This is a genomic window from Burkholderia sp. JPY481 (assembly GCF_038900515.1).
In the GTDB taxonomy this organism is placed as follows: Bacteria; Pseudomonadota; Gammaproteobacteria; order Burkholderiales; family Burkholderiaceae; genus Paraburkholderia; species Paraburkholderia youngii.
Genome location: NZ_JAYMRT010000001.1, coordinates 972,884 through 995,017, shown reverse-complemented (window position 1 = coordinate 995,017; position 22,134 = coordinate 972,884). Strand labels below are relative to the sequence as shown.

General features: G+C 63.0%; 24 protein-coding genes. 22 read left to right on the top strand and 2 right to left on the bottom strand.

Going from position 1 to position 22,134, the window contains the following annotated elements; translation table 11 throughout:
• Positions 1-45: 45 nt before the first annotated feature.
• Together VSR82_RS04545 and VSR82_RS04540 are read right to left on the bottom strand one after the other, a co-directional pair.
• Entirely contained in the window at positions 46-765 is a 720-nt protein-coding gene (locus VSR82_RS04545) for an SAM-dependent methyltransferase (RefSeq protein ID WP_429458452.1), read from the bottom strand.
• Complete coding sequence (locus VSR82_RS04540; protein WP_368585201.1) at positions 765-1,379, bottom strand: Maf-like protein; 615 nt, start codon at positions 1,377-1,379, stop codon at positions 765-767. Before VSR82_RS04540 ends, VSR82_RS04545 begins: the two co-directional genes overlap by 1 nt.
• 300 nt (positions 1,380-1,679) lie before the next feature.
• On the opposite strand from VSR82_RS04540, the gene VSR82_RS04535 reads away from it, so the two are divergent.
• The 22 genes from VSR82_RS04535 (at position 1,680) to nagZ (ending at position 22,054) form a co-directional block, all read left to right on the top strand.
• Entirely contained in the window at positions 1,680-2,336 is a 657-nt protein-coding gene (locus VSR82_RS04535) for a DUF177 domain-containing protein (protein WP_429458456.1), read from the top strand.
• Between the two features lie 102 nt (positions 2,337-2,438).
• Positions 2,439-2,618, top strand: a complete 180-nt coding sequence (gene rpmF, locus VSR82_RS04530) for a 50S ribosomal protein L32 (protein WP_006401275.1) — start codon at positions 2,439-2,441, stop codon at positions 2,616-2,618.
• Positions 2,619-2,741: 123 nt separating this feature from the next.
• Entirely contained in the window at positions 2,742-3,848 is a 1,107-nt protein-coding gene (gene plsX / locus VSR82_RS04525; protein ID WP_013090058.1) for a phosphate acyltransferase PlsX, read from the top strand.
• Complete coding sequence (locus tag VSR82_RS04520; protein ID WP_368585203.1) at positions 3,848-4,837, top strand: beta-ketoacyl-ACP synthase III; 990 nt, start codon at positions 3,848-3,850, stop codon at positions 4,835-4,837. Before plsX ends, VSR82_RS04520 begins: the two co-directional genes overlap by 1 nt.
• 118 nt (positions 4,838-4,955) lie before the next feature.
• Positions 4,956-5,891: an ACP S-malonyltransferase gene (fabD, locus tag VSR82_RS04515; RefSeq protein WP_429458460.1), complete on the top strand. Its 936-nt coding sequence runs from the start codon at positions 4,956-4,958 to the stop codon at positions 5,889-5,891.
• Between the two features lie 114 nt (positions 5,892-6,005).
• Positions 6,006-6,755 carry a 3-oxoacyl-ACP reductase FabG gene (gene fabG / locus VSR82_RS04510; RefSeq protein WP_368585205.1) on the top strand — a complete coding sequence of 250 codons (750 nt, stop codon included), beginning with the start codon at positions 6,006-6,008 and terminating at the stop codon, positions 6,753-6,755.
• Positions 6,756-6,907: 152 nt separating this feature from the next.
• On the top strand, positions 6,908-7,147 hold the full coding sequence (gene acpP, locus VSR82_RS04505; RefSeq protein WP_004197638.1) for an acyl carrier protein: 240 nt from the start codon (positions 6,908-6,910) through the stop codon (positions 7,145-7,147).
• Between the two features lie 256 nt (positions 7,148-7,403).
• Entirely contained in the window at positions 7,404-8,642 is a 1,239-nt protein-coding gene (fabF, locus tag VSR82_RS04500) for a beta-ketoacyl-ACP synthase II (RefSeq protein WP_429458462.1), read from the top strand.
• A gap of 140 nt (positions 8,643-8,782) precedes the next feature.
• Positions 8,783-9,175 (top strand): hypothetical protein, encoded by a 393-nt coding sequence (locus VSR82_RS04495; protein ID WP_429458464.1) that lies wholly within the window; start codon positions 8,783-8,785, stop codon positions 9,173-9,175.
• A 101-nt stretch (positions 9,176-9,276) separates the two neighbouring features.
• On the top strand, positions 9,277-9,876 hold the full coding sequence (rpoE, locus tag VSR82_RS04490; RefSeq protein WP_006051939.1) for an RNA polymerase sigma factor RpoE: 600 nt from the start codon (positions 9,277-9,279) through the stop codon (positions 9,874-9,876).
• Between the two features lie 93 nt (positions 9,877-9,969).
• Positions 9,970-10,584, top strand: a complete 615-nt coding sequence (locus VSR82_RS04485; protein ID WP_429458466.1) for a sigma-E factor negative regulatory protein — start codon at positions 9,970-9,972, stop codon at positions 10,582-10,584.
• 4 nt (positions 10,585-10,588) lie between these two features.
• Positions 10,589-11,629, top strand: a complete 1,041-nt coding sequence (locus tag VSR82_RS04480; protein WP_498857503.1) for a MucB/RseB C-terminal domain-containing protein — start codon at positions 10,589-10,591, stop codon at positions 11,627-11,629.
• A 37-nt stretch (positions 11,630-11,666) separates the two neighbouring features.
• Positions 11,667-13,184 (top strand): DegQ family serine endoprotease, encoded by a 1,518-nt coding sequence (locus VSR82_RS04475; protein WP_498857502.1) that lies wholly within the window; start codon positions 11,667-11,669, stop codon positions 13,182-13,184.
• Positions 13,181-13,453: a glutaredoxin family protein gene (locus tag VSR82_RS04470; protein WP_429458472.1), complete on the top strand. Its 273-nt coding sequence runs from the start codon at positions 13,181-13,183 to the stop codon at positions 13,451-13,453. Before VSR82_RS04475 ends, VSR82_RS04470 begins: the two co-directional genes overlap by 4 nt.
• 227 nt (positions 13,454-13,680) lie before the next feature.
• Positions 13,681-15,474: a translation elongation factor 4 gene (gene lepA, locus VSR82_RS04465; protein ID WP_013090048.1), complete on the top strand. Its 1,794-nt coding sequence runs from the start codon at positions 13,681-13,683 to the stop codon at positions 15,472-15,474.
• Positions 15,475-15,492: 18 nt separating this feature from the next.
• Positions 15,493-16,386 carry a signal peptidase I gene (gene lepB / locus VSR82_RS04460; protein WP_410849561.1) on the top strand — a complete coding sequence of 298 codons (894 nt, stop codon included), beginning with the start codon at positions 15,493-15,495 and terminating at the stop codon, positions 16,384-16,386.
• A 192-nt stretch (positions 16,387-16,578) separates the two neighbouring features.
• Positions 16,579-17,859: a ribonuclease III gene (gene rnc, locus VSR82_RS04455; RefSeq protein WP_368585212.1), complete on the top strand. Its 1,281-nt coding sequence runs from the start codon at positions 16,579-16,581 to the stop codon at positions 17,857-17,859.
• A 54-nt stretch (positions 17,860-17,913) separates the two neighbouring features.
• Entirely contained in the window at positions 17,914-18,813 is a 900-nt protein-coding gene (gene era, locus VSR82_RS04450; RefSeq protein WP_050783920.1) for a GTPase Era, read from the top strand.
• A complete protein-coding gene (recO, locus tag VSR82_RS04445; protein ID WP_429458475.1) occupies positions 18,800-19,705 on the top strand; it encodes a DNA repair protein RecO in 906 nt (301 codons plus the stop codon). Before era ends, recO begins: the two co-directional genes overlap by 14 nt.
• Positions 19,702-20,466: a pyridoxine 5'-phosphate synthase gene (gene pdxJ, locus VSR82_RS04440; protein WP_368585215.1), complete on the top strand. Its 765-nt coding sequence runs from the start codon at positions 19,702-19,704 to the stop codon at positions 20,464-20,466. The genes recO and pdxJ overlap by 4 nt, the downstream gene beginning before the upstream one ends.
• Before the next feature lie 24 nt (positions 20,467-20,490).
• Complete coding sequence (gene acpS / locus VSR82_RS04435; RefSeq protein WP_368585216.1) at positions 20,491-20,958, top strand: holo-ACP synthase; 468 nt, start codon at positions 20,491-20,493, stop codon at positions 20,956-20,958.
• 67 nt (positions 20,959-21,025) lie between these two features.
• Entirely contained in the window at positions 21,026-22,054 is a 1,029-nt protein-coding gene (nagZ, locus tag VSR82_RS04430; RefSeq protein ID WP_429458478.1) for a beta-N-acetylhexosaminidase, read from the top strand.
• The last annotated feature ends 80 nt before the right edge of the window (positions 22,055-22,134 follow it).

The following is a 22,134-nucleotide window of genomic DNA, read 5'->3' as shown; positions in this document are numbered from 1 at the left end:
AGGCTTCGGGGCGGCCTGCTGTTCGCCGCCCGGCCGGGGCCGCGCTCAGGCCGCCAGAATCAGAAAAATCGCCGGCCGCTTATGGAGTTCGATCTCCGGCTTCTTTTTCCAGTCCGCAACGCTCCGGCTTGCGATGACTTCGCTCGGCAGCGTCAGATCGGCGGCCACGCACACGAGCGTCGACGGCGCGCAGGTCGTGAGCAACGTATCGAGCAACGCGCGATTCCGGTACGGCGTTTCGATGAAGATCTGCGTTTGCTTGCTCTTGCGCGACTGCTGCTCGAGATCGCGCAGACGTTTGGCGCGCTCGGCCGCGTCGACGGGCAGGTATCCGTGAAACGCGAAGCTTTGGCCGTTCAGCCCCGACGCCATAAGCGCGAGCAGGATCGAACTCGGCCCGACCAGCGGCACGACCTTCACGCCGCGCTCGTGCGCGCGTCGCACAAGTAGCGCGCCCGGGTCCGCGACTGCCGGGCAGCCAGCCTCGGAGACGAGGCCAGCGTCGGTGCCCGAGAGCAGCGGCGCGAGCAGCTTGTCGATTTCCCCAGCCGGCGTATTGACGTTCAGTTCGCGAATCTCGATCTCCTGAATCGGCCGTTCGGTGCCGACTTTTTTCAGGAACGCGCGCGTGGTTTTCGCGTTTTCGCCAATGTAATAGTGAAGCGACGCCGCACGGGCGCGCACGGGCGCGGGCAGTACCAGCTCCAGTGCGCTTGCGTCGCCTTCGCCGAGCGTGTTCGGAATCAGATAGAGCGTACCGGTCATCATGCACCCAGAAGCGGATAGTTGGCCGCGAGCAGCATGTGCGATAACGCGATAAGCGGCAGGCCGACGAGCGCGGTCGGGTCGTCGGAATGGATCGCCTCCAGCAGCGCGATGCCGAGTCCTTCGGATTTGGCGCTGCCGGCCACGTCGTAGGGTGTTTCGGCGCGCAGATAGGCGTCGAGCGCCGCGTCCGGCAGGTCGCGAAAGCGGACGCGGGTGATCACGTCGACGGTCTGCGCGCTGTTCGTCGCGCTGTCGAACAGACATAGTGCGCTATGGAACAGCACCTCGCGACCACGCATCGCCTGCAATTGCGCAAGCGCCCTGTCATGCGTGCCGGGTTTGCCGATCTGCAGGCCGTCGTAGGTGGCGACCTGGTCGGAGCCGATCACGAGAGCGGGTTCGGTGGTGGCGAGGCCTCGGGCGACCGCGCGGGCTTTGGATTCGGCGAGGCGCAGCGCAGTGGTTTCGGGCGTTTCGCCGGCGAGAGGGGTTTCGTCGATCGCGGGTACGATGATGTCGAACGGCACGCGCAGGCGTTCGAGCAACTCGCGGCGATACTGCGAACTCGACGCCAGAATCAGGCGTGGCGGGCGTTTGGGGGAATCTGACATGGTTTGCGGGCAACGGAAGAGGCGGGTCGTACGGGGTCGCGCGAGGCTCGTGTGCGTACGGGCTTAAGTGTTTGACTCGAAAAGACAAAACGGATATGATTTTGGGCTTTTCACGGTATGCTTACGCTTGAAGGGTCTTGCGCGTTCGCCAATTTTTCGGCAGCCGGAAGGTCGAAGAAAGCTCGGCGAGGTTGAACGCAACGGCCACTGGCTGCCTCGCACACCGGATTATCTTCGCGGCGGATCTGATCGTCCTCCGCGAATCACCCCGGCAACTTGCTTGCCGACGCAGGAGCGCACATGACTCAACATCCTGGCAAACCTGCAGGTCTGTCCGACCCGCATGAACTCGATCTGTTCGAATTTGCGCGGAGTGGGCGTCAGGCCGCGGGTGTCGTGCGCGTCTCGCAACTGCCGCGCATGTTAAACGAAGTCCCGGCGGAAGCGCCAGACCGCGACACCGCGTTCACATGGCAGGCCGAAGGGACGACGCAGCCGGAATTGCAGGACGACGGCACCGAAGGTCCCCAGCCTTATCTGCGGCTGGCGATTCATGGTGCCGCGTGGCTCGAATGCCAGCGGTGCTTGACGCCGTATTCGCAGTCGTTCAACGTCGATGCAACTTACCGGATCGTCAGTACGGAGGCGGAAGCCGAAGAGTTTCCGCTCGACGAGGATGAAGTCGAGGTGATCGTGGGCTCGCGCCAGTTCGATCTCATCGACTTGATCGAAGAAGAGTTGCTGCTTTCCTTGCCGCTCGTGCCCAAACACGAGGTCTGTCCTGAAGTGCACGAGAGCCTTGTTTCGGGCGCGGACGGCAGTGAAGGGGAGGGTGACGAAGCCGCGCAGCACGAAGCTGGCGATGTCGGCGAGCCGGATCAATCCAGCGAGCGGCCCAATCCGTTCGCGGCGCTTGAGAGTTTGAAACGCGACGAACCGGGCGGCAAGAAGCACTGAATAGTTGCAGGGGGCGCGATGCTGGCGCATTGGCCATTCGGCCAGTGGTTAAGTCCGTATCGGGCTGTGTTAGAATTCGGAAAATTTTTTGGAGTTTTAGTCATGGCAGTTCAACAAAACAAGAAGTCGCCGTCGAAGCGCGGCATGCACCGTTCGCACGATTTCCTGACGGCAGCGCCGCTGGCCGTCGAGCCGAGCACGGGCGAAGTGCATCTGCGTCACCACATTAGCCCGAACGGCTACTATCGCGGCAAGAAAGTAGTCAAGACGAAGAACGACTAATCGTCGACTGCGATGCGCCCTGTGGCGTTTCGCGTAGCGATCGGCTCGCTTGACATTTTCCCGGTTCGGCAAAAAGGCGGCATTCAACTGCCGCTTTTTTGTGTCTGAAATTCGTCGCACTCCATGACAGTAAAGCTCACGATAGATTGCATGGGAGGCGACCACGGCCCGTCCGTGACCGTTCCCGCTGCCGTCAACTTCGTTCGTTCGCATCCCGATGCGCAGTTGCTGCTCGTCGGCATTGAAAGTGCGATTCGTGCGCAGCTGAAGAAGCTCAAGGCTCAGGATCTGCCGGCGCTGACCGTCGTGCCTGCTACCGAGGTCGTCGCGATGGACGATCCGGTCGAGGTCGCGCTGCGCAAGAAAAAAGATTCGTCGATGCGCGTGGCGCTGAATCGCGTCAAGGAAGGCGAGGCGCAAGCCTGCATTTCCGCCGGTAACACCGGCGCACTGATGGCCGTCTCGCGTTATGTGCTGAAAACGCTGTCGGGCATCGAACGCCCGGCCATCGCGTTCGCCCTGCCCAATCCCACCGGCTATACGATGATGCTGGACCTGGGCGCCAACGTCGACTGCGAGCCGCAGCACCTGCTGCAGTTCGCCGAGATGGGGCACGCGCTCGTGTCCGCGCTCGAAGGAAAAGAACGGCCCACCATCGGCCTGCTCAACATCGGCGAAGAAGTCATCAAGGGCAACGACATCATCAAGCGCGCCGGCGAACTGCTGCGTGCGAGTACACTGAACTTTCATGGCAATGTCGAAGGCGACGACATCTACAAGGGCACCGTCGACGTAATCGTCTGCGATGGCTTTGTCGGCAATGTCGCGCTGAAGACGTCGGAAGGTCTCGCGCAGATGCTGTCCAACATCATCAAGGAAGAGTTTGGCCGTTCGTGGTTGACCAAGGTGATGGCGGTGCTCGCGCTGCCGGTATTGATGCGCTTCAAGAAACGCGTTGACCATCGGCAATACAACGGCGCTGCGCTGCTCGGCTTGCGCGGTCTCGTGATCAAAAGCCACGGTTCCGCCGATGCCTACGCGTTTGAGTGGGCTATCAAACGCGGGTATGATGCCGTCAAAAACGGCGTGCTGGAGCGCCTTGCGCGAGCGATGGAAGAGAACGCAGGTTCTCTCGAACAGGCGGCGCGCGACGCAAGCGGTGCGGGTCACGCAAGCCCGATCGCAGGCCAGCCGGCCGAGCCCTACGCTGCGCAATCCTCGAAGGCATAATGGCTCAATCCACAATCTACTCCCGCGTGCTGGGCACCGGCAGCTGTCTGCCGCCCAACCGCGTCACCAATCAGGATCTGGCTGAGCGTCTTGCCAGGCAAGGTGTCGAAACGAGCGACGAATGGATCGTCGCGCGCACGGGCATCCATGCGCGTCACTTCGCCGATCCGGACGTCACGACCAGCGACCTAGCGTTGATCGCCTCGCAGCGCGCGATCGAAGCGGCGGACATCGATCCGCAGTCCATCGACCTGATCGTCGTCGCCACCTCCACACCCGACTTCGTGTTCCCGAGCACCGCCTGTCTGCTGCAGAACAAGCTCGGCATCAAGAATCAGGGCGCCGCGTTCGACGTGCAGGCGGTCTGCTCTGGCTTCGCTTACGCGGTCGCGACGGTCGACAGCCTGATTCGCACTGGCCAGCATCGCACGGCCCTCGTGGTCGGCGCGGAAACCTTCTCGCGCATTCTCGATTTCAACGACCGCACCACCTGCGTGCTGTTCGGTGACGGCGCCGGCGCTGTGATCCTGCAGGCCTCCGACGAACCTGGCGTGCTCTCGAGCGCGCTGCACGCGGACGGCAGCCATTCGAACATTCTGTGCACGCCGGGCAACGTCAACGGCGGCGTGGTCGCCGGCAGCGCGTTCCTGCACATGGACGGTCAGGCGGTGTTCAAGCTCGCCGTCAACGTGCTCGAGAAGGTCGCAATCGAAGCATTGGAAAAAGCCGATCTGAAGCCCGAGCAGATCGACTGGCTGATTCCGCATCAGGCCAATATCCGCATCATGCAAAGCACCTGCCGCAAGCTCGGCCTGCCGCAGGAGCGCATGGTCGTCACGGTGGGCGAGCACGGCAATACGTCGGCGGCGTCCATTCCGCTTGCACTCGATGTCGCGGTGCGCGACGGCCGCATCAAGCGTGGCCAGAACGTGCTGATCGAAGGCGTCGGCGGCGGCTTCACGTGGGGCGCCTCGGTCATTCGCTACTGAGCGCGACGGCGTAGCGCAGGGCGTCGCTGGCGGCGCCCGCGCGGCCGGAGTAATACCGCGCGCCATCTGGCAGCCGCGGCCGGCCGCCACATCCGATTAAACAGATTTTGGGGACGATATGAAATTCGCGTTCGTTTTTCCTGGGCAGGGCTCGCAGGCGGTCGGCATGCTCAACGCATTCGCCGATCACGCAGTCGTGCGTGAGACGGTTCAGGAAGCCTCCGACGCACTCAACCAGGACCTCGGCAAGCTGATCGCCGAAGGCCCCGCCGAAGATCTCAATCTCACCACCAACACCCAGCCGGTCATGCTGACTGCGGCCTACGCGACCTATCGCGCGTGGCAGCAGGCGGGCGGCCCGGCGCCGGCGATCGTCGCCGGCCATAGCCTCGGCGAATACACGGCGCTCGTCGCGGCCGGCGCGCTAGCGTTTCGCGACGCGGTGCCGCTCGTGCGTTTTCGCGCGCAGGCGATGCAAACCGCGGTGCCGGTGGGCGAAGGGGGTATGGCCGCGATTCTCGGCCTGGACGACGACACGGTGCGCGCGGTCTGCGCGGAAGCGTCGGTGGCGGGCGTCGTCGAAGCGGTCAATTTCAATGCGCCGGCGCAAGTCGTGATCGCGGGCCACAAAGCCGCAGTCGAGAAAGCCTGCGAAGTCGCGAAGGCGAAGGGTGCGAAGCGCGCGCTGCCGCTGCCGGTGTCGGCGCCGTTCCACTCGTCGCTGCTGAAGCCAGCGTCGGATCAATTGCGCGAATACCTCGCGAGCATCGACGTGCAGGTGCCGTCGATTCCCGTCATCAACAACGTCGACGTCGCCGTGGTCAACGAGCCGGCCAAAATCAAGGACGCGCTGGTGCGTCAGGCGGCTGGTGCCGTGCGCTGGGTCGAATGCGTGCAGGCAATGGCCGCGCAGGGCGTCACGCACGTGATCGAATGCGGCCCGGGCAAGGTCCTTGCGGGTTTGACCAAGCGCATCGACGGCAATCTGGTCGGCGCGTCTGTGTTCGATCCGGCATCGCTGGAAGAAACGCTGAAGCTCGTGACGGCAGGCTGAGCGCGCTTTCACGAGCGGATATCGGCAAAGCAGGACCGCGCTGGCGCAGCATCCCTCGACAGACGAATCAACAAGAATCAATGAGCCCTATTTGAAGGGCATCCGGACTGACAGATGGAAAAGACTCTCGACAAGCAGATCGCAATCGTGACGGGCGCATCGCGCGGCATCGGCCGTGCGATCGCGATGGAACTCGCGCGTCAGGGCGCGACGGTCATCGGCACCGCGACCAGCGAAAGCGGCGCGACTGCGATCACCGAGGCGTTCAAAGCGGCCGGGGTGAACGGCCGCGGCGCGGTGCTCGACGTCAACGACGCGGCGGCGGCCGAAGCGCTGATCGACGGCACGGTCAAGGAATTCGGCGCGCTGAACGTGCTGGTGAACAACGCCGGCATTACGCAGGATCAACTGGCGATGCGCATGAAGGACGACGACTGGGACGCGGTGATCGACACCAACCTGAAGTCGGTGTTCCGTCTGTCGCGCGCGGTGCTGCGCCCGATGATGAAAGCAAAGGGCGGCCGGATCATCAACATCACGTCGGTGGTCGGCTCGGCCGGCAACCCTGGCCAGATCAACTACGCGGCCGCGAAGGCGGGCGTCGCGGGCATGACGCGTGCACTCGCGCGCGAGATCGGCAGCCGTGGAATCACGGTCAATTGCGTGGCGCCTGGCTTCATCGATACCGACATGACCAAGGCGCTGCCCGAAGAGCAGCAGACCGTGCTCAAAACGCAGATTCCGCTCGGCCGTCTCGGCAGCCCGGAAGACATCGCGCACGCGGTCGCGTTCCTCGCGTCGCCGCAAGCGGGCTACATCACCGGCACGACGCTGCACGTGAACGGCGGCATGTACATGCAGTAACCAAATTCAGTTACTATCCGCGCCTTGATGCGTTTGCAAGAAGCACGAGGCGCATGCGTTGACAGGAACCCGAAGCGCCGCTTTTTTGCCGGGTCAAACCTGATAAAATGCGCGCACCTGTATTTTTGAACTTCTTTTCCCTTGGAGGGGTAATGGACAATATCGAACAGCGCGTCAAGAAGATCGTCGCGGAACAACTGGGCGTTGCGGAAGCGGAAATCAAGAACGAAGCGTCGTTCGTGAACGATCTCGGCGCCGACTCGCTCGACACCGTTGAGCTCGTGATGGCCCTCGAAGACGAATTCGGCATGGAAATTCCGGATGAAGAAGCCGAGAAGATCACCACCGTTCAGCAAGCGATCGACTACGCTCGCGCGAACGTCAAGGCCTAAGGTCATTCGCGCCTGCGTTTCTGCACGGGCCGCGCATGACGCCCTGCCGTGCCGCTTGCCGGCGCCCGCAGGGTCGGCGCTATGGGGCGTGTCCATCGACACACCATACGCCGCGCCGTTTGCCACGCAGGAGCCAGCGATGTTGACAGCGCAACTTTCCGCGCGATTGCCGACTTAAACAGCCACAGGGCACACAGGGCAATTCCTGTGGCCGCTGTGGCTTTTGCTTTTTGTCATCTATGAATAAGGGGTTACCGTGAGCCGCCGTCGTGTTGTTGTTACAGGCCTGGGGCTGATTTCGCCTGTTGGCAATAATGTTGCCGATGGCTGGGCCAATCTGGTCGCCGGCAAGTCTGGGATTGCCAATATCACGAAGTTTGATGCGTCGAACTTCTCGACTCGTTTCGCCGGCGAGGTGAAGGGCTTCAATATCGAGGACTACATCCCCGGCAAGGAAGCGCGCCACATGGATACGTTCATCCACTACGGCGTGGCCGCGGGCATCCAGGCGATGCAGGACAGCGGGCTCGAAGTCACCGACGAGAATTCGGAGCGCATCGGCGTAGTGGTCGGTTCGGGCATCGGCGGTCTGCCGATGATCGAAATCACCCAAACCGAATTGCTCAATCGCGGCCCGCGTCGCATTTCGCCGTTCTTCGTGCCGGCTTCGATCATCAACATGATCTCCGGCCACCTGTCGATCAAGTTCGGCATCAAGGGTCCGAATCTGTCGATCGTCACCGCGTGCACGACCGGTCTGCACTGCATCGGCGAGGCTTCGCGCCTGATCGAATACGGCGACGCCGACGTGATGATCGCCGGCGGCGCGGAATCGACCGTATCGCCGCTCGGTATCGGCGGCTTCGCGGCGGCGCGCGCGCTGTCGCAACGCAATGATGATCCGGCGACCGCGAGCCGTCCGTGGGACAAAGACCGCGACGGCTTCGTGCTGGGCGAAGGCGCGGGCGTGATGGTGCTCGAAGAATACGAGCACGCAAAGGCGCGCGGCGCGAAGATCTACGCGGAAATCGGCGGCTACGGCATGAGCGGCGATGCGTATCACATGACCGCGCCGCTCGAAGACGGCGACGGCGCACGTCGTTGCATGCTCGCCGCGCTGAAGAACGCGGGCATCAACGGCGATCAGGTGAACTACCTGAACGCGCACGGCACATCCACGCCGCTCGGCGATCTGGCGGAAACGACCGGCATCAAGCGGGCGTTCGGCGACCACGCGAAGGACATGGTCGTAAATTCGACCAAGTCGATGACGGGTCACCTGCTGGGCGGCGCCGGCGGTCTGGAGTCGGTGTTCACGGTGCTCGCCGTGCATCACCAGGTCTCGCCTCCGACCATCAACATCTTCAACCAGGACCCGGCCTGCGATCTGGATTACTGCGCGAACACCGCGCGGGACATGAAGATCGACGTCGCGCTGAAGAACTCGTTCGGGTTCGGCGGCACGAACGGCACGCTGGTGATCAAGCGCGCCTGATCGCCTGGTCACGGGTGCCGCATCAGTTCACGACGCCGGCTTCGCCGGCGCTTTCCACCGCACCGGCAACGTTGAGCACGACGACGCAGCGGATTGCGTTGCGTCGCTCTGTCGGAATGCGTGCCGCGGCGGGGGCGTTCATGCTGATTGCGACGTTAGCCGTTTATACCTGCCTCGCACCACGGTTGGGCGGGTGGCCGGCCGCGGCGTTGACGCTCGCCGTCGCAGCGGTCCTTGCACTGTGCGCGGCGAGGCATGACGCGGCGCAGCCCGCCGCGCTGCATTTCGCGATGGGTGAGATTGCCGCCTGGAACCGCGCAGGTGAATTGCTCGCGCGAGGTCGCATCGTCGGTTGCGCGCAGTGGAGCAGCCGTTTGCTGGTGCTCGCGCTCGCGCCCGAGGGCGGTCGGAGGCGTGCCCTCATGCGTGTGCCGCCGGGCCGTACGCGCTCCCTGATAATCGCCGCCGACGCGCTGCCGCCCACTGTTTTCCGCGAACTTTCCGTGCTGGGCCGGCGTGCGGCCGGCGCCTGACTGTAACGACTGTAACCGCTGTTACCGTAGTAACGTGCCCTCACGAGGGGGACGCTACAATGGTCCCCCGCCATGCGCCCTATAGTTAACGGACTTATCAGGTGAGCGAAAAAGAAATTGATCAGGTGCTGGTCGAACGCGTCCAGAAGGGCGACAAGGCCGCGTTCGAGCTTCTGGTCTCCAAATACCACCGCAAGATTCTCCGGCTGATCTCGCGTCTCGTGCGGGACCCCGCCGAAGTCGAAGACGTCGCGCAGGACGCATTTATCAAGGCCTATCGCGCGTTGCCGCAGTTTCGCGGCGAGTCGGCGTTTTATACGTGGTTGTACCGGATTGCGGTCAATACCGCGAAGAACTACCTTGCCACCCAGGGCCGGCGCGCGCCGACCTCGACCGAAGCGGATGCTGAAGAAGCTGAAACTTTCTCCGACGCTGACCAACTAAGGGATATCAACACGCCTGAGTCGATGTTGATGAGCAAGCAGATCGCAGAGACGGTCAATGCTGCGATGGCGGTTTTACCGGAAGAATTGCGCACCGCCATTACTCTTCGAGAAATTGAGGGTTTGAGCTACGAGGAAATCGCTGAGATGATGGGTTGCCCAATTGGCACAGTCAGATCACGAATTTTCCGCGCTCGCGAAGCCATTGCGGCAAAATTGCGACCGTTGCTTGACACACCCGAGGGCAAGCGCTGGTAGACGTCTCTGAGCGTCCAGCTGGCTTGGCGGGGCAGCGGTGCAATATCTGGATTAGTGGTGTCACTACGGGGTATTTGGAAGATGGGGAGCATCATGGGGTCGGTCTCGATGCAATCGCAAGCGGGCTCGCGCGGCGAGCGTCTGTCCGCTTTCGTCGACGGTGAATTGTTCGGCGAAGAGCATCTGAATCTGGACAAATTTCTTGCGGAACTGGACGGCGATGATCGCGCCGCCTGGTCGAGCTACCACCTGATCGGCGACGCGCTACGTTCCGACGATCTGGCAGTCAGCCCGGCGCGGAGCAGCGCCTTTCTGAGCGGTTTTGCCGCGCGCCTCGAAAGCGAGCCGCATGTGCTGGCGCCAGCCGCCGCGTCCGCGTCGGTCACCCGCCGCCTGCTCGGGCTGCGCCGGCGGGTCGTGCCGGCTTTTGCCGTCGCTGCCGCGGCCGCTACATTGACCTGGATCGTCGTGCCGCAGCTGCAGGGCGTGCCGGGTGGGTCAGGTGCCCAGCTCGCTTCGCTCCAGTCGCACGGCGACCCGGTGCAGCGTGTCGCCATGGCCTCGGTGCCCGCGCAAGACTCCAACATCATTCGCGACGCGAGCCTCGATCAATACCTCGAAGCTCATCAGCAATTCGCGCAGCAACCGGCGATGGCAGGCTCGATGCCGGTAATTCGCGCTGCCTCAGTCTCCACGCAGGGCCAATAGTTTGATGCAGACTCCGCGGTTCAATAAAACGACTATCTGGGGGCGGTTGCCAGCATTTCTGTTCTGTGCAGTTGTGTTGTTGTCCGCTACACCGCGGGTCTTCGCTCAAGACGATCCGGTCGTTGCCCGTCGCACGGCCGCGGAACTGCTCGACCGCATTCATCAGGCCGCCCAGCAGCAGAACTACGAGGGCGCCTTCGTCTATCAGCGCGGCAATTTCGTGCAGACGTCGCGTATCGCGCATTACTCCACGCATACGGACGGCGAATTCGAGCAGCTCGAAAGCCTCGACGGTAAGCCGCGCAAAATGCTCCGCCACAACGACGACATGTACACGTTCCTGCCGGAACGGCGTATCGTGGTCTTCGAAAAGCGGCAGAACAAAGATTCGTTCCCCGCGCTGCTGTCCGTGAACGGCGAGCAGGTTCTGTCCGTCTACGAGCCGAAGATGCTGGGCGATGACCGCGTCGCGGGCGTCGACAGTCTCGTGATGGAACTCGATCCGAAAGACGCCTACCGGTTCGCGTACAAGCTGTGGGCCGACAAGAAGACCGGTCTGCTGCTGCGCGCGCAGACGCTCGACCCGAGCGGCCAGGTGCTCGAGCAACTGTCGTTTTCGCAGGTCCGCATCGGCGTGCCGGTCGACAAGGCGGGCATCGTCAACGGCATCCGCAATCTCACGGGCTGGACGGTCGTGCGTCCGCCAGTCGAGCCGGTCGACATGGCCGCGCAGGGTTGGCAAATCAATCCGTCGGTGCGGGGCTTCCATATCATCCGTCAGTTGCGCCGTCCGATGGCGTCGCGCGAGGCAGGGCAGCCGCCGATCCCCGTCGACCAGGCCGTGTTTTCCGACGGCCTCGCGGCGATTTCGGTTTTCGTCGAGCCGGTCGAGAACAACACGCGCAAAGAGGGCACGGGCGATAGCGGCGCGACGCACGTCCTGGTCAAGCGTCAGGGTGACTTCTGGATTACCCTGCTTGGTGAGGTGCCCCAAACCACATTGCAGCAATTCGCGTCTGCCATAGAATACAAAGCTCCGAAGTAACCCTTCCGAATCCTGAAATCCCTCGGCTTGCTACGATATGACGACTTTCTCGGTGCGCAAATTCCTCGCGGCCGTAGTGGTGGCGGCGTGTTTGCCGCTTGTGCCGCATATGGCATCGGCGGCTCCCGCTGCCAATCTGCCCGACTTCACTGACCTCGTCGACAAGGTCGGCCCGGCGGTCGTCAACATTCGCACGACAACGCGCGTGTCGAACGGTAGTTCCCGCGGCGGCCTGCCGCCGGGTATGGACGACGGCGATATGTCGGAGTTCTTCCGGCGCTTCTTCGGGATTCCATTGCCGCAGTCTCCCCAATCACCGCGCGGTGGTGATAACGGCGGTGGTGGAGGGGGGAGCGGCAGCGGCGGCAGCCCGGATTCACAGGACAACACCGACCCCGAACAGAACAGCGGGGTGGGCTCGGGCTTCATCCTGTCGGCGGACGGCTACGTGATGACCAACGCGCACGTCGTCGACGACGCGGACACGATCTACGTGACGCTGACCGACAAGCGCGAATTCAAGGCGAAGCTGATCGGGGTCGACGACCGAACCGACGTCGCGGTCGTGAAGATCAACGCGTCGAATCTGCCGACCATCACGATCGGCGATTCGAACAAGGTGCGCGTCGGCGAATGGGTCGTCGCGATCGGATCGCCGTTCGGTCTCGAAAACACGGTGACGGCCGGTATTGTCAGCGCGAAGGGACGCGACACCGGCGACTACCTGCCGTTCATCCAGACCGACGTGGCCGTCAATCCGGGCAACTCGGGCGGCCCGCTGATCAACATGCAGGGCGAAGTGATCGGCATCAATTCGCAGATTTATAGCCGCACCGGCGGTTTCATGGGCATTTCGTTCGCGATTCCGATCGACGAAGCGATGCGCGTGGCCGATCAGCTGAAGAGTTCGGGCAAGGTGGTGCGCGGCCGCATCGCGGTGGCGATCGGTGAGGTGACGAAGGACGTCGCCGATTCGCTCGGTTTGCCGAAGGCGCAGGGCGCGCTCGTCAGCAGCGTCGAACCGGGCGGCCCGGCCGACAAGGCCGGCGTGCAGCCGGGCGACATCATCCTGAAGTTCAACGGTCATTCGGTCGACACCGCGACGGACCTGCCGCGTATGGTCGGCGATACGAAGCCGGGCACGAAGACGTCGATCTCGATTTGGCGCAAGGGTCAGACGCGCGAACTGCCGATCACGATCGCAGAAATGCAGCAGGATAAGGTCGCGAAAGCGGACCAGAAGAAGCCGCAGGCGCCGAAGCAGCGCGCGACCAACGCGCTTGGCATCGCGGTGAGCGATATTCCCGCCGACCAGCAGAAAACGCTGAAGATTCAGAACGGGGTGCAGATCGACGCTGTCGACGGTCCGGCAGCCCGTGTCGGGCTCCAAAAGGGCGACATCATCCTGCGGGTTGGCGACACCGATGTGACGAGCGCGAAACAGTTCGACGAACTGACCTCACACCTCGATTCGCAGAAGATGGTCGCGTTGCTGGTTCGTCGCGGCGACAACACGCAGTTTGTGCCGGTCCGTCCGCGCGGCGCGCAGAAATGACGAAGACGGCATCGCTCACGCTGTATGGGCGCGCGTGGTGCCATCTGTGCGAGGACATGCGCGCCGCGCTCGAGCCGTTGCTGGCCGAGTCCGGGGCGCAAGTCGCGGTGATCGACGTCGACAGCGATCCGTTGCTCGAAGCGCGTTACAACGAGTTGGTGCCGGTGCTGGTATGCGATGGCGTCGAGTTGTGCCACTACCATCTCGACGAAGCGCGAGTGCGCGCAGCATTGGCGGCGCATGCGTCGCGTGTTGCGGCGGCATCCTGATTTACATCCGCGCGGCATGTGATTCGCGCGATACATGCACATGTTTGCGGCGACTCGCTTCGATGCGCCCGGTAAATTTCTCGCCTCCTCTACGCCGTCTTGAGGCCCGCGCTATGCAAGATGCGCCGGCCGAGGGGCTTTTCGGCTAAAATAGATAGGTTTTTCACCTACTTACAAGGCGTGCTCCGCTATTGTCCGGGCGCGCCTTTTCGCTTGATCGGCACTGAATGGATCATATTCGTAACTTCTCGATCATTGCGCACATCGACCATGGCAAGTCGACGCTCGCCGATCGCATCATCCAGATTTGTGGTGGTCTGTCCGACCGCGAGATGGAAGCTCAGGTGCTCGACTCGATGGATCTCGAGCGCGAGCGCGGCATCACCATCAAGGCGCAAACCGCCGCGTTGTCGTATCGCGCGCGCGATGGCCGGGTCTACAACCTGAACATGATCGACACCCCCGGGCACGTCGACTTCTCGTACGAAGTCAGCCGCTCCCTGTCCGCGTGCGAAGGCGCGCTGCTCGTCGTCGACGCGAGCCAGGGCGTGGAGGCGCAAACCGTCGCCAACTGCTACACGGCCATCGAGCTCGGCGTCGAAGTGGTGCCGGTGTTGAACAAGATCGATCTGCCGGCGGCGAACCCCGAAAACGCGATCGCCGAGATCGAGGACGTGATCGGCATCGACGCGACCGACGCCACACATTGCAGCGCGAAGACTGGCCTCGGCGTCGAAGACGTGCTCGAAGCGCTGATCGCGAAAGTGCCGCCGCCGAAGGGTGACCCGGAAGCGCCGCTGCAGGCGCTGATCATCGACTCGTGGTTCGACAACTACGTCGGTGTCGTGATGCTCGTGCGCATCGTCAACGGAACGCTGCGTCCGAAGGACAAGATCCGCCTGATGGCAACCGGCGCGCAGTATCCGGTGGAACATATCGGCGTGTTCACGCCGAAGTCGAAGAATCTCGAATCGCTGTCGGCGGGGCAGGTGGGCTTCATCATCGCCGGCATCAAGGAACTCGCGGCGGCGAAGGTCGGCGACACGGTTACGCTGGTGAACCAGCCGGCGGCCGAGCCGCTGCCGGGCTTCAAGGAAGTGAAGCCGCAGGTGTTCGCGGGTCTCTATCCGGTCGAAGCGAACCAGTACGACGCGCTGCGCGACTCGCTCGAAAAGCTGAAGCTGAACGACGCGTCGCTGCAGTACGAGCCGGAAGTGTCGCAAGCGCTCGGTTTCGGGTTCCGCTGCGGCTTCCTCGGTCTGTTGCACATGGAAATCGTGCAGGAACGTCTCGAACGTGAGTTCGACATGGACCTGATCACAACGGCGCCGACCGTGGTCTACGAAGTACTGCAGCGCGACGGCACGACCCTGATGGTCGAGAATCCGGCCAAGATGCCCGAGCCGTCGAAGATCGAGGAAGTGCGCGAGCCGATCGTCACCGTGAACCTGTACATGCCGCAAGACTACGTCGGCGCGGTGATCACGTTGTGTACGCAGAAGCGCGGCAACCAGATCAACATGCAGTATCACGGTCGTCAGGTCCAGTTGACGTACGAAATCCCGATGGGCGAAGTCGTGCTCGATTTCTTCGACCGTCTGAAGTCGATTTCTCGCGGTTACGCGTCGATGGATTACGAGTTCAAGGAATACCGCGCGTCGGACGTCGTGAAGGTCGACATGCTGATCAACGGCGACAAGGTCGATGCGCTGTCGGTGATCGTGCATCGCTCGCAAAGCCAGTATCGCGGCCGCGAAGTGGCAGCGAAAATGCGCGAGCTGATTCCGCGTCAGATGTACGACGTAGCGGTTCAAGCCACGATTGGTTCAAACATTATCGCGCGCGAAAACATTAAAGCGTTGCGTAAGAACGTGCTGGCAAAATGCTACGGTGGTGATATCACGCGTAAGAAGAAGCTGCTTGAAAAGCAGAAGGCAGGCAAGAAGCGAATGAAGCAGGTGGGTTCGGTTGAAATCCCGCAAGAGGCTTTCCTCGCTATTCTGCGTGTCGAAGACAAATAAGTTGAATAACGGAACCCTATGAATTTCGCGCTGATTCTTTTTGTGCTCGTCGTTTTGACGGGCGTCGCATGGGTCGCGGACAAACTGGTTTTCCTGCCGAAACGGCGCCGCGAGGCGGAAGCCGCAGTCGCCGAATTCGATCGTCAGCAGGCGCGCATCGGCGAGCGTTTCGCCGATGAAAACGCCGCGCAAACGCGCGCGCGTTTGCGCGACGACAAGCTGCGTCAGCCGTGGTGGCTCGAATATACGGCGAGCTTTTTTCCGGTGATTCTGGTGGTGTTCGTCGTGCGCTCGTTCGTGGTCGAGCCGTTCAAGATCCCATCCGGCTCGATGGTGCCGACGCTGCTGGTGGGCGACTTCATCCTCGTCAATAAATTCGAATACGGTCTTCGTTTGCCGATCACCAACACGAGGATCACGCAGGGCCGCCCGGTCCAGCGCGGCGACGTGGTGGTGTTCCGTTATCCGAAAGACGAATCGGTCGATTACATCAAGCGCGTGATTGGTCTGCCGGGCGATCTGGTCGAGTATCAGGACAAGAAGTTGACCGTCAACGGCAAGCCGGTGCCAGAAACGCCACTGCCCGATTATCTCGACGAAGAGCGGCTCGGCTATGCGAAGCAGTTCCAGGAAGATATCGACGGCCGCAAGAACGCGATTCTGAACAATCCGGCGGTGCCGCCGTTCATCGTTGGTGCAGAAGACTTCCCCTATCGCGACAACTGTCAATACAACGCACGTGGCGTGATCTGCAAAGTGCCGCCGGGCAATTTCTTCATGATGGGCGATAACCGCGACAACAGCGCGGATAGCCGGTACTGGGGTTTTGCGCCTGAACGCAATATCGTCGGCCGCGCATTTTTCATCTGGATGAACTTCAGCGATCTGCGACGCATCGGCTCCTTCCAGTGAGTCGTGTGCATTGATCGCTTCGTGATCACTTCATGAGCGATCACACGCCGCGCGAATAACCGGCACCGGTTATCTCGGTCGCGGCGTGTTGTCATGCAACTTTAAGAACTCGCGGTAACGTCGCTTCACCACGCTTTTTCCTCTGGCGCCCCGCGTTTCCGCCGGGTCAGGCGCCCGCGTTATACTCTGCCCATGCCTCTATCTCCGTTGGAAAGCCGTTTGCGCTACGAATTTCGCAATGCGGAATTGCTGCGTCAGGCTTTAACACACCGCAGTCACAGCTCCACGCATAATGAACGGCTCGAATTTCTCGGCGACTCCGTTCTGAATTGCGCGGTGGCTGCGCTTTTGTTCCAACGTTTCGGCAAACTCGACGAAGGCGACCTATCGCGCGTGCGCGCCAATCTGGTCAAACAGCAGTCTCTCTACGAGATCGCTCAGGCACTCAATATCTCGGAAGGCCTGCGCCTCGGCGAGGGCGAGTTGCGCAGCGGCGGCTTCCGCCGGCCGTCGATCCTCGCGGATACGCTCGAGGCGGTGCTCGGTGCGATATTTCTCGACGGCGGCTTCGACGCTGCGCAGACGGTCATCAAGCGCCTTTACGTGCCGATCCTCGACCACATCGACCCCCGTACGCTCGGCAAGGACGCAAAGACGCTGCTGCAGGAGTATCTGCAAGGCCACAAGATTGCGTTGCCTACCTATACGGTCGTCGCTACCCATGGTGCGGCGCACAATCAGCAATTCGAAGTCGAATGCACGGTGCCAAAGCTCGACGTCAAAGTGTCCGGCTCGGGCGCGAGCCGTCGCGCGGCGGAGCAGGCGGCCGCAAAGAAGGCGCTCGACGAAGTAATGGCCGCAGCGCCCGCCGTGGTTGCGAAGCCGAAGCGGTCGAAAAGCGCACGCGCCGCGAAAAACGCCGAGCAGGAAATCGTGCCGGGCGTGACCGGCGTACAGGCCGCACTGGATTTACGCACGCCGGATCGCAAGAGCGCGCGCGGCGAAGGGCGCGCGCCTGCCACGATTGAAGCCCACGCCGACAAGTCTGCCGTGGAAAAGTCAGCCGTTGAACGGCCTGCAGCCGAGCGTGCCGCGCCAGGTCCCGCCGGTGCGCCGTTGGCTGTCATCCGTGCCGCGCATGTGGAGTACAGCGGACATGACAAGCCGGAACGCGCCGAGAAGTCCGAAAAAGCGGAGAGAACCGACAAGGTTTCGGTGCACTCAGGCGAGAAACCTGTCGACAAGTCAGCCGAAAAGCCCGCAGCGGACAAAACCCCCGACCTCAAAGCCGACGCGCCGTCACACACCCGTAGCGCAGAGCGTCAGCGTAACCGCGAAGCCGCGCCGGGCACGGGCTCTTCGAGCGTTTCCGCCGCACCCGCGTCGGTCGTCTCGGCGGCCCCGGCACCTGCCGAACACGAACCCGGCGTCGCCGGCGCGGTGCAAACGCGCGTCGCCGATGCGGGCCATTGATTGCCATCGGCGTGCGCGTCGCGCGCGCCGACCTGAACCTGCCGTAGTCCGAATATGAACGCTCCCACTCCCACTGGTTTTCGCTGCGGCATGGTCGCGATCGTCGGCCGCCCGAACGTCGGCAAGTCCACGCTGATGAACGCGCTGGTCGGCCAGAAAGTCAGCATCACGTCGCGCAAGGCGCAGACCACGCGACATCGCATCACCGGCATCAACACGCTCGAAGACGCTCAGTACATCTTCGTCGACACGCCCGGATTCCAGACCAAGCACAGCGGCGCGCTGAACCGCTCGCTGAACCGCGCCGTAACGTCGACGCTGACCTCGGTCGATGCGATCCTGTTCGTCATCGAAGCAGGCCGCTTCGGCCCCGACGACCAGAAGGTACTCGACCTGATCCCGGCGAAGGTGCCGACGCTGCTGATCGCGAACAAGCTTGATCGCGTATCGGATAAGGACTCGCTTTTCCCGTTCATGCAGCAGATGAGCACGCTGCGCGAGTTCAACGAGATCGTGCCGCTGTCCGCGAAAAATACCGACGACATCAAGCGTCTGATGGCGACCATCAAGCCGTTCCTGCCGGAAGGCGAGCCGATCTACGGCGAGGACGACCTGACCGACCGCAGCGAGCGCTTCCTTGCGGCCGAAATCCTGCGCGAGAAGGTCTTCCGCTGGACCGGCGACGAACTGCCGTACACCAGCACCGTGCTGATCGACAAGTTCGAAACCGAAGGGCGGCTGCGCCGTATCTTCGCAACGATCCTCGTCGATCGCGACACGCACAAGGCGATGATCATCGGGCAGAAGGGCGCAAAGCTGAAGCAGATCAGCACCGAGGCGCGCCTCGACATGGCGAAGCTGTTCGATGGGCCGGTGTATCTCGAGACCTTCGTCAAGGTGAAGAGCGGCTGGGCCGACAACGAAGCCGGGCTTCGTGCGTATGGGTACGAATGACGCGTGGATGACGCTCAATTCAGACGAGGCTCCGGACCAACCGGAGCACGAGCCGTCGCGGCCCGCGCGTAGCGCGAGGAAATCGTCGGCTCAGGCGAAAGGCGCGAAAGGCGCGCCCGCCGACGACGGCGAGCCGCGCAAAACGCCGGCGCGTCGCTCGCCGCGCACCTCCACATCAGAATACCGGATCACCGAGCAGCCCGCGTTCGTGCTGCACAGCTACCCGTATCGTGAGACCAGCCTGATCATCGACGTGCTGTCGCGCGATCACGGTCGTCTCGCGCTCGTCGCGAAGGGCGCAAAGCGCCCGCACTCCGCGTTGCGCGGCGTGCTGCAAACGTTCCAGCCTTTGTCGCTCGCATGGTCGGGCAAATCCGAAATGCGCACGCTGACCGGTGCCGAATGGGTCGGCGGCATGCTGCCGCTGACCGGCGACGCGCTGCTGTGCGGCTTCTATGCCAACGAATTGCTAGTGCGCTTCTGCGCGCGCGAAGACCCGCATCCTCAGTTGTTCCATCACTACGTCGTCACGCTGACCCGCCTTGCGCACGATGAGCCGCCGGTGCAGGTGCTGCGCTCGTTCGAACGCGTGCTGCTGCGCGAGACCGGCTACGCGATGGCGCTCGACCGCACGGTCGCGCGCAGGGCCGTGCTCGCCGACGGCCGCTACGTGTTCGATCCAGAGCGCGGCGTGCGCGAGGCATCGGACGAATGGCCCGCGCAGTGGCCGGTGGTATCGGGACAGACCTTGCTCGATATGGAAAAGGACGATTACCATCGAGCGCAGACCGTCGCGCAAAGCAAAACGCTGATGCGCTTCCTGCTCAACACCTATCTCGGCGGCGCGCCGCTTGCTACCCGCCAGATCCTGATCGACCTGCAGAACTTATGAGCTTCTTCCTGACTTCGCCGACCGTGATCGACCTCGGCGTGAATATCGACCACGTCGCCACGCTGCGCAACGCGCGCGGCACGTCCTATCCCGATCCGATCCGCGCCGCGCTGATGGCCGAAGAAGCCGGCGCCGACGCGATTACGCTGCATCTGCGCGAAGACCGTCGGCATATCGTCGACGCGGACGTGCACAAGCTGCGTCCGCTGCTGAAAACGCGCATGAATCTCGAATGCGCGGTCACGGCCGAAATGCTCGACATCGCGTGCGAAGTGCAGCCGCACGACGTGTGCCTCGTGCCTGAAAAACGCGCGGAACTGACGACCGAAGGCGGCCTCGACGTCACCGGACAGTTCGATGCGGTGCGCGCCGCATGTAAGCAACTGGCGGACGCGAACTCGCGCGTGTCGCTGTTCATCGATCCCGACGAAACCCAGATTCGCGCCGCGCACGAAGCCGGCGCGCCGGTGATCGAGCTGCACACCGGCCGTTATGCGGAAGCGCACGATCCCGCCGAACAGCAGCGCGAATACGAGCGCATCTCGCGCGCGGTCGAATTCGGCACGACGCTCGGCCTTAAGGTGAACGCGGGCCACGGCCTGCACTACACGAACGTGCAGCAGATCGCGGCGATCGACGGCATCGTCGAACTCAACATCGGCCATGCGATCGTCGCGCACGCGATCTTCGCGGGCTGGGACAACGCGGTGCGCGAGATGAAGGCGATCATGGTCGCCGCGCGTCTCGGCGCGCGCGCGTAACCCGATCTCGCGACGGACGCACGCATGGCAATCTACGGAATCGGCACCGACATCGTTCAGGTCAGCCGTGTCGCAGCGGTGATGACCCGCACCAATGGCCGTTTCGCCGAGAAGGTGCTCGGTCCCGACGAACTACGCGTCTACCACGCGCGTCACGCCCGTTCGGCGGCCCGCGGTCTCGCGTTTCTCGCGACGCGCTTTTCGGCGAAAGAGGCGTTCTCGAAGGCAATCGGCCTCGGCATGCACTGGCCGATGAGCTGGCGCGCGCTGCAGACGCTGAACCGGCCGAGCGGCGAGCCGATGGTGGTCGCCTCCGGCGAGCTGGCCGACTGGCTCGACGCGCGCGGCATCACGGCGCGCGTGACGATCAGCGACGAGCGCGACTACGCGGTGTCGTTCGTGATCGCCGAGACGCAGCGGCCGGACGAGACGGAAGCTTCGTTTGCCGCGTCGGCGTCGCGGGCTTCGTCCGCGCACTCGGCCACCGAATAAAAATGTTGAACGCGGCCGCTGTCGGTCGCGTTTGTCTTTGCGTCAGACTCTTTTCCAGCGGAATTCGATGAAAACCACACCCGGACCGGTGATGCTCGACGTGGTCGGCAAAACGCTGAACCGCGATGACAAAAGGCGTCTCGCGCATCCGATGACCGGCGGCGTGATCCTGTTCGCGCGCCACTACGAGAGCCGCGCGCAACTGGTCGCGCTGACCGATGCGATCCGCGCGATTCGCCCGGATCTGCTGATCGCGGTCGATCACGAAGGCGGCCGCGTGCAGCGCTTTCGTACTGACGGCTTCACGGTGCTGCCGTCGATGGGCAAGCTCGGTGCGTTGTGGGACCAGGACGTGCTGCGCGCGACGAAGGTGACGACCGCGGTCGGCTACATCCTCGCCGCGGAACTGCGCGCATGCGGCATCGACATGAGCTTCACGCCGGTGCTCGACCTCGACTATGGGCATTCGCAGGTGATCGGTGATCGCGCGTTTCATCGGGATCCGCGCGTGGTCGCGCTGCTCGCGAAGAGCCTGAATCACGGTCTCGCGCTCGCCGGCATGAGCAACTGCGGCAAGCATTTTCCGGGGCACGGATTCGCGCAGGCAGATTCGCACGTCGCGATGCCCATCGACGAACGCCCGCTCGACGAGATTCTCGGCAACGACGTCGCACCGTACGACTGGCTCGGTCTGTCGCTTGGCGCGGTGCTGCCCGCGCACGTAGTCTATCCGGCGGTCGACGCGAAGCCGGCCGGCTTCTCGCGCATCTGGCTGCAGGACATCCTGCGCGGCAAGCTGGGCTTCGAAGGGGCGATCTTCAGCGACGATCTGTCGATGGAAGCCGCGCGCCAGGGCGGCACGTTGACCGAAGGCGCGCAAGCCGCGCTGGAGGCCGGCTGCGACATGGTGCTGATCTGCAACCAGCCGGACGAAGCGGAGAAGGTGCTCGACGCACTGCGCGTCACGCCGTCGAAGGAATCGCTGCGGCGGTTGAAGCGCATGCGGCCGCGCGGCAAGGCGCTCACGTGGAGCAAGCTGATGGCCGAGCCACGGTACGCCGAAGCGCAGAGACTGGTGCGCAGTACCTTTGCATAAATGGAAATGGCGCCTTGAAGCAATTCAAGGCGCCATTTTTTATCAGCTTCGACTGGCCCGAACCGCCGTCGGGCAATCGT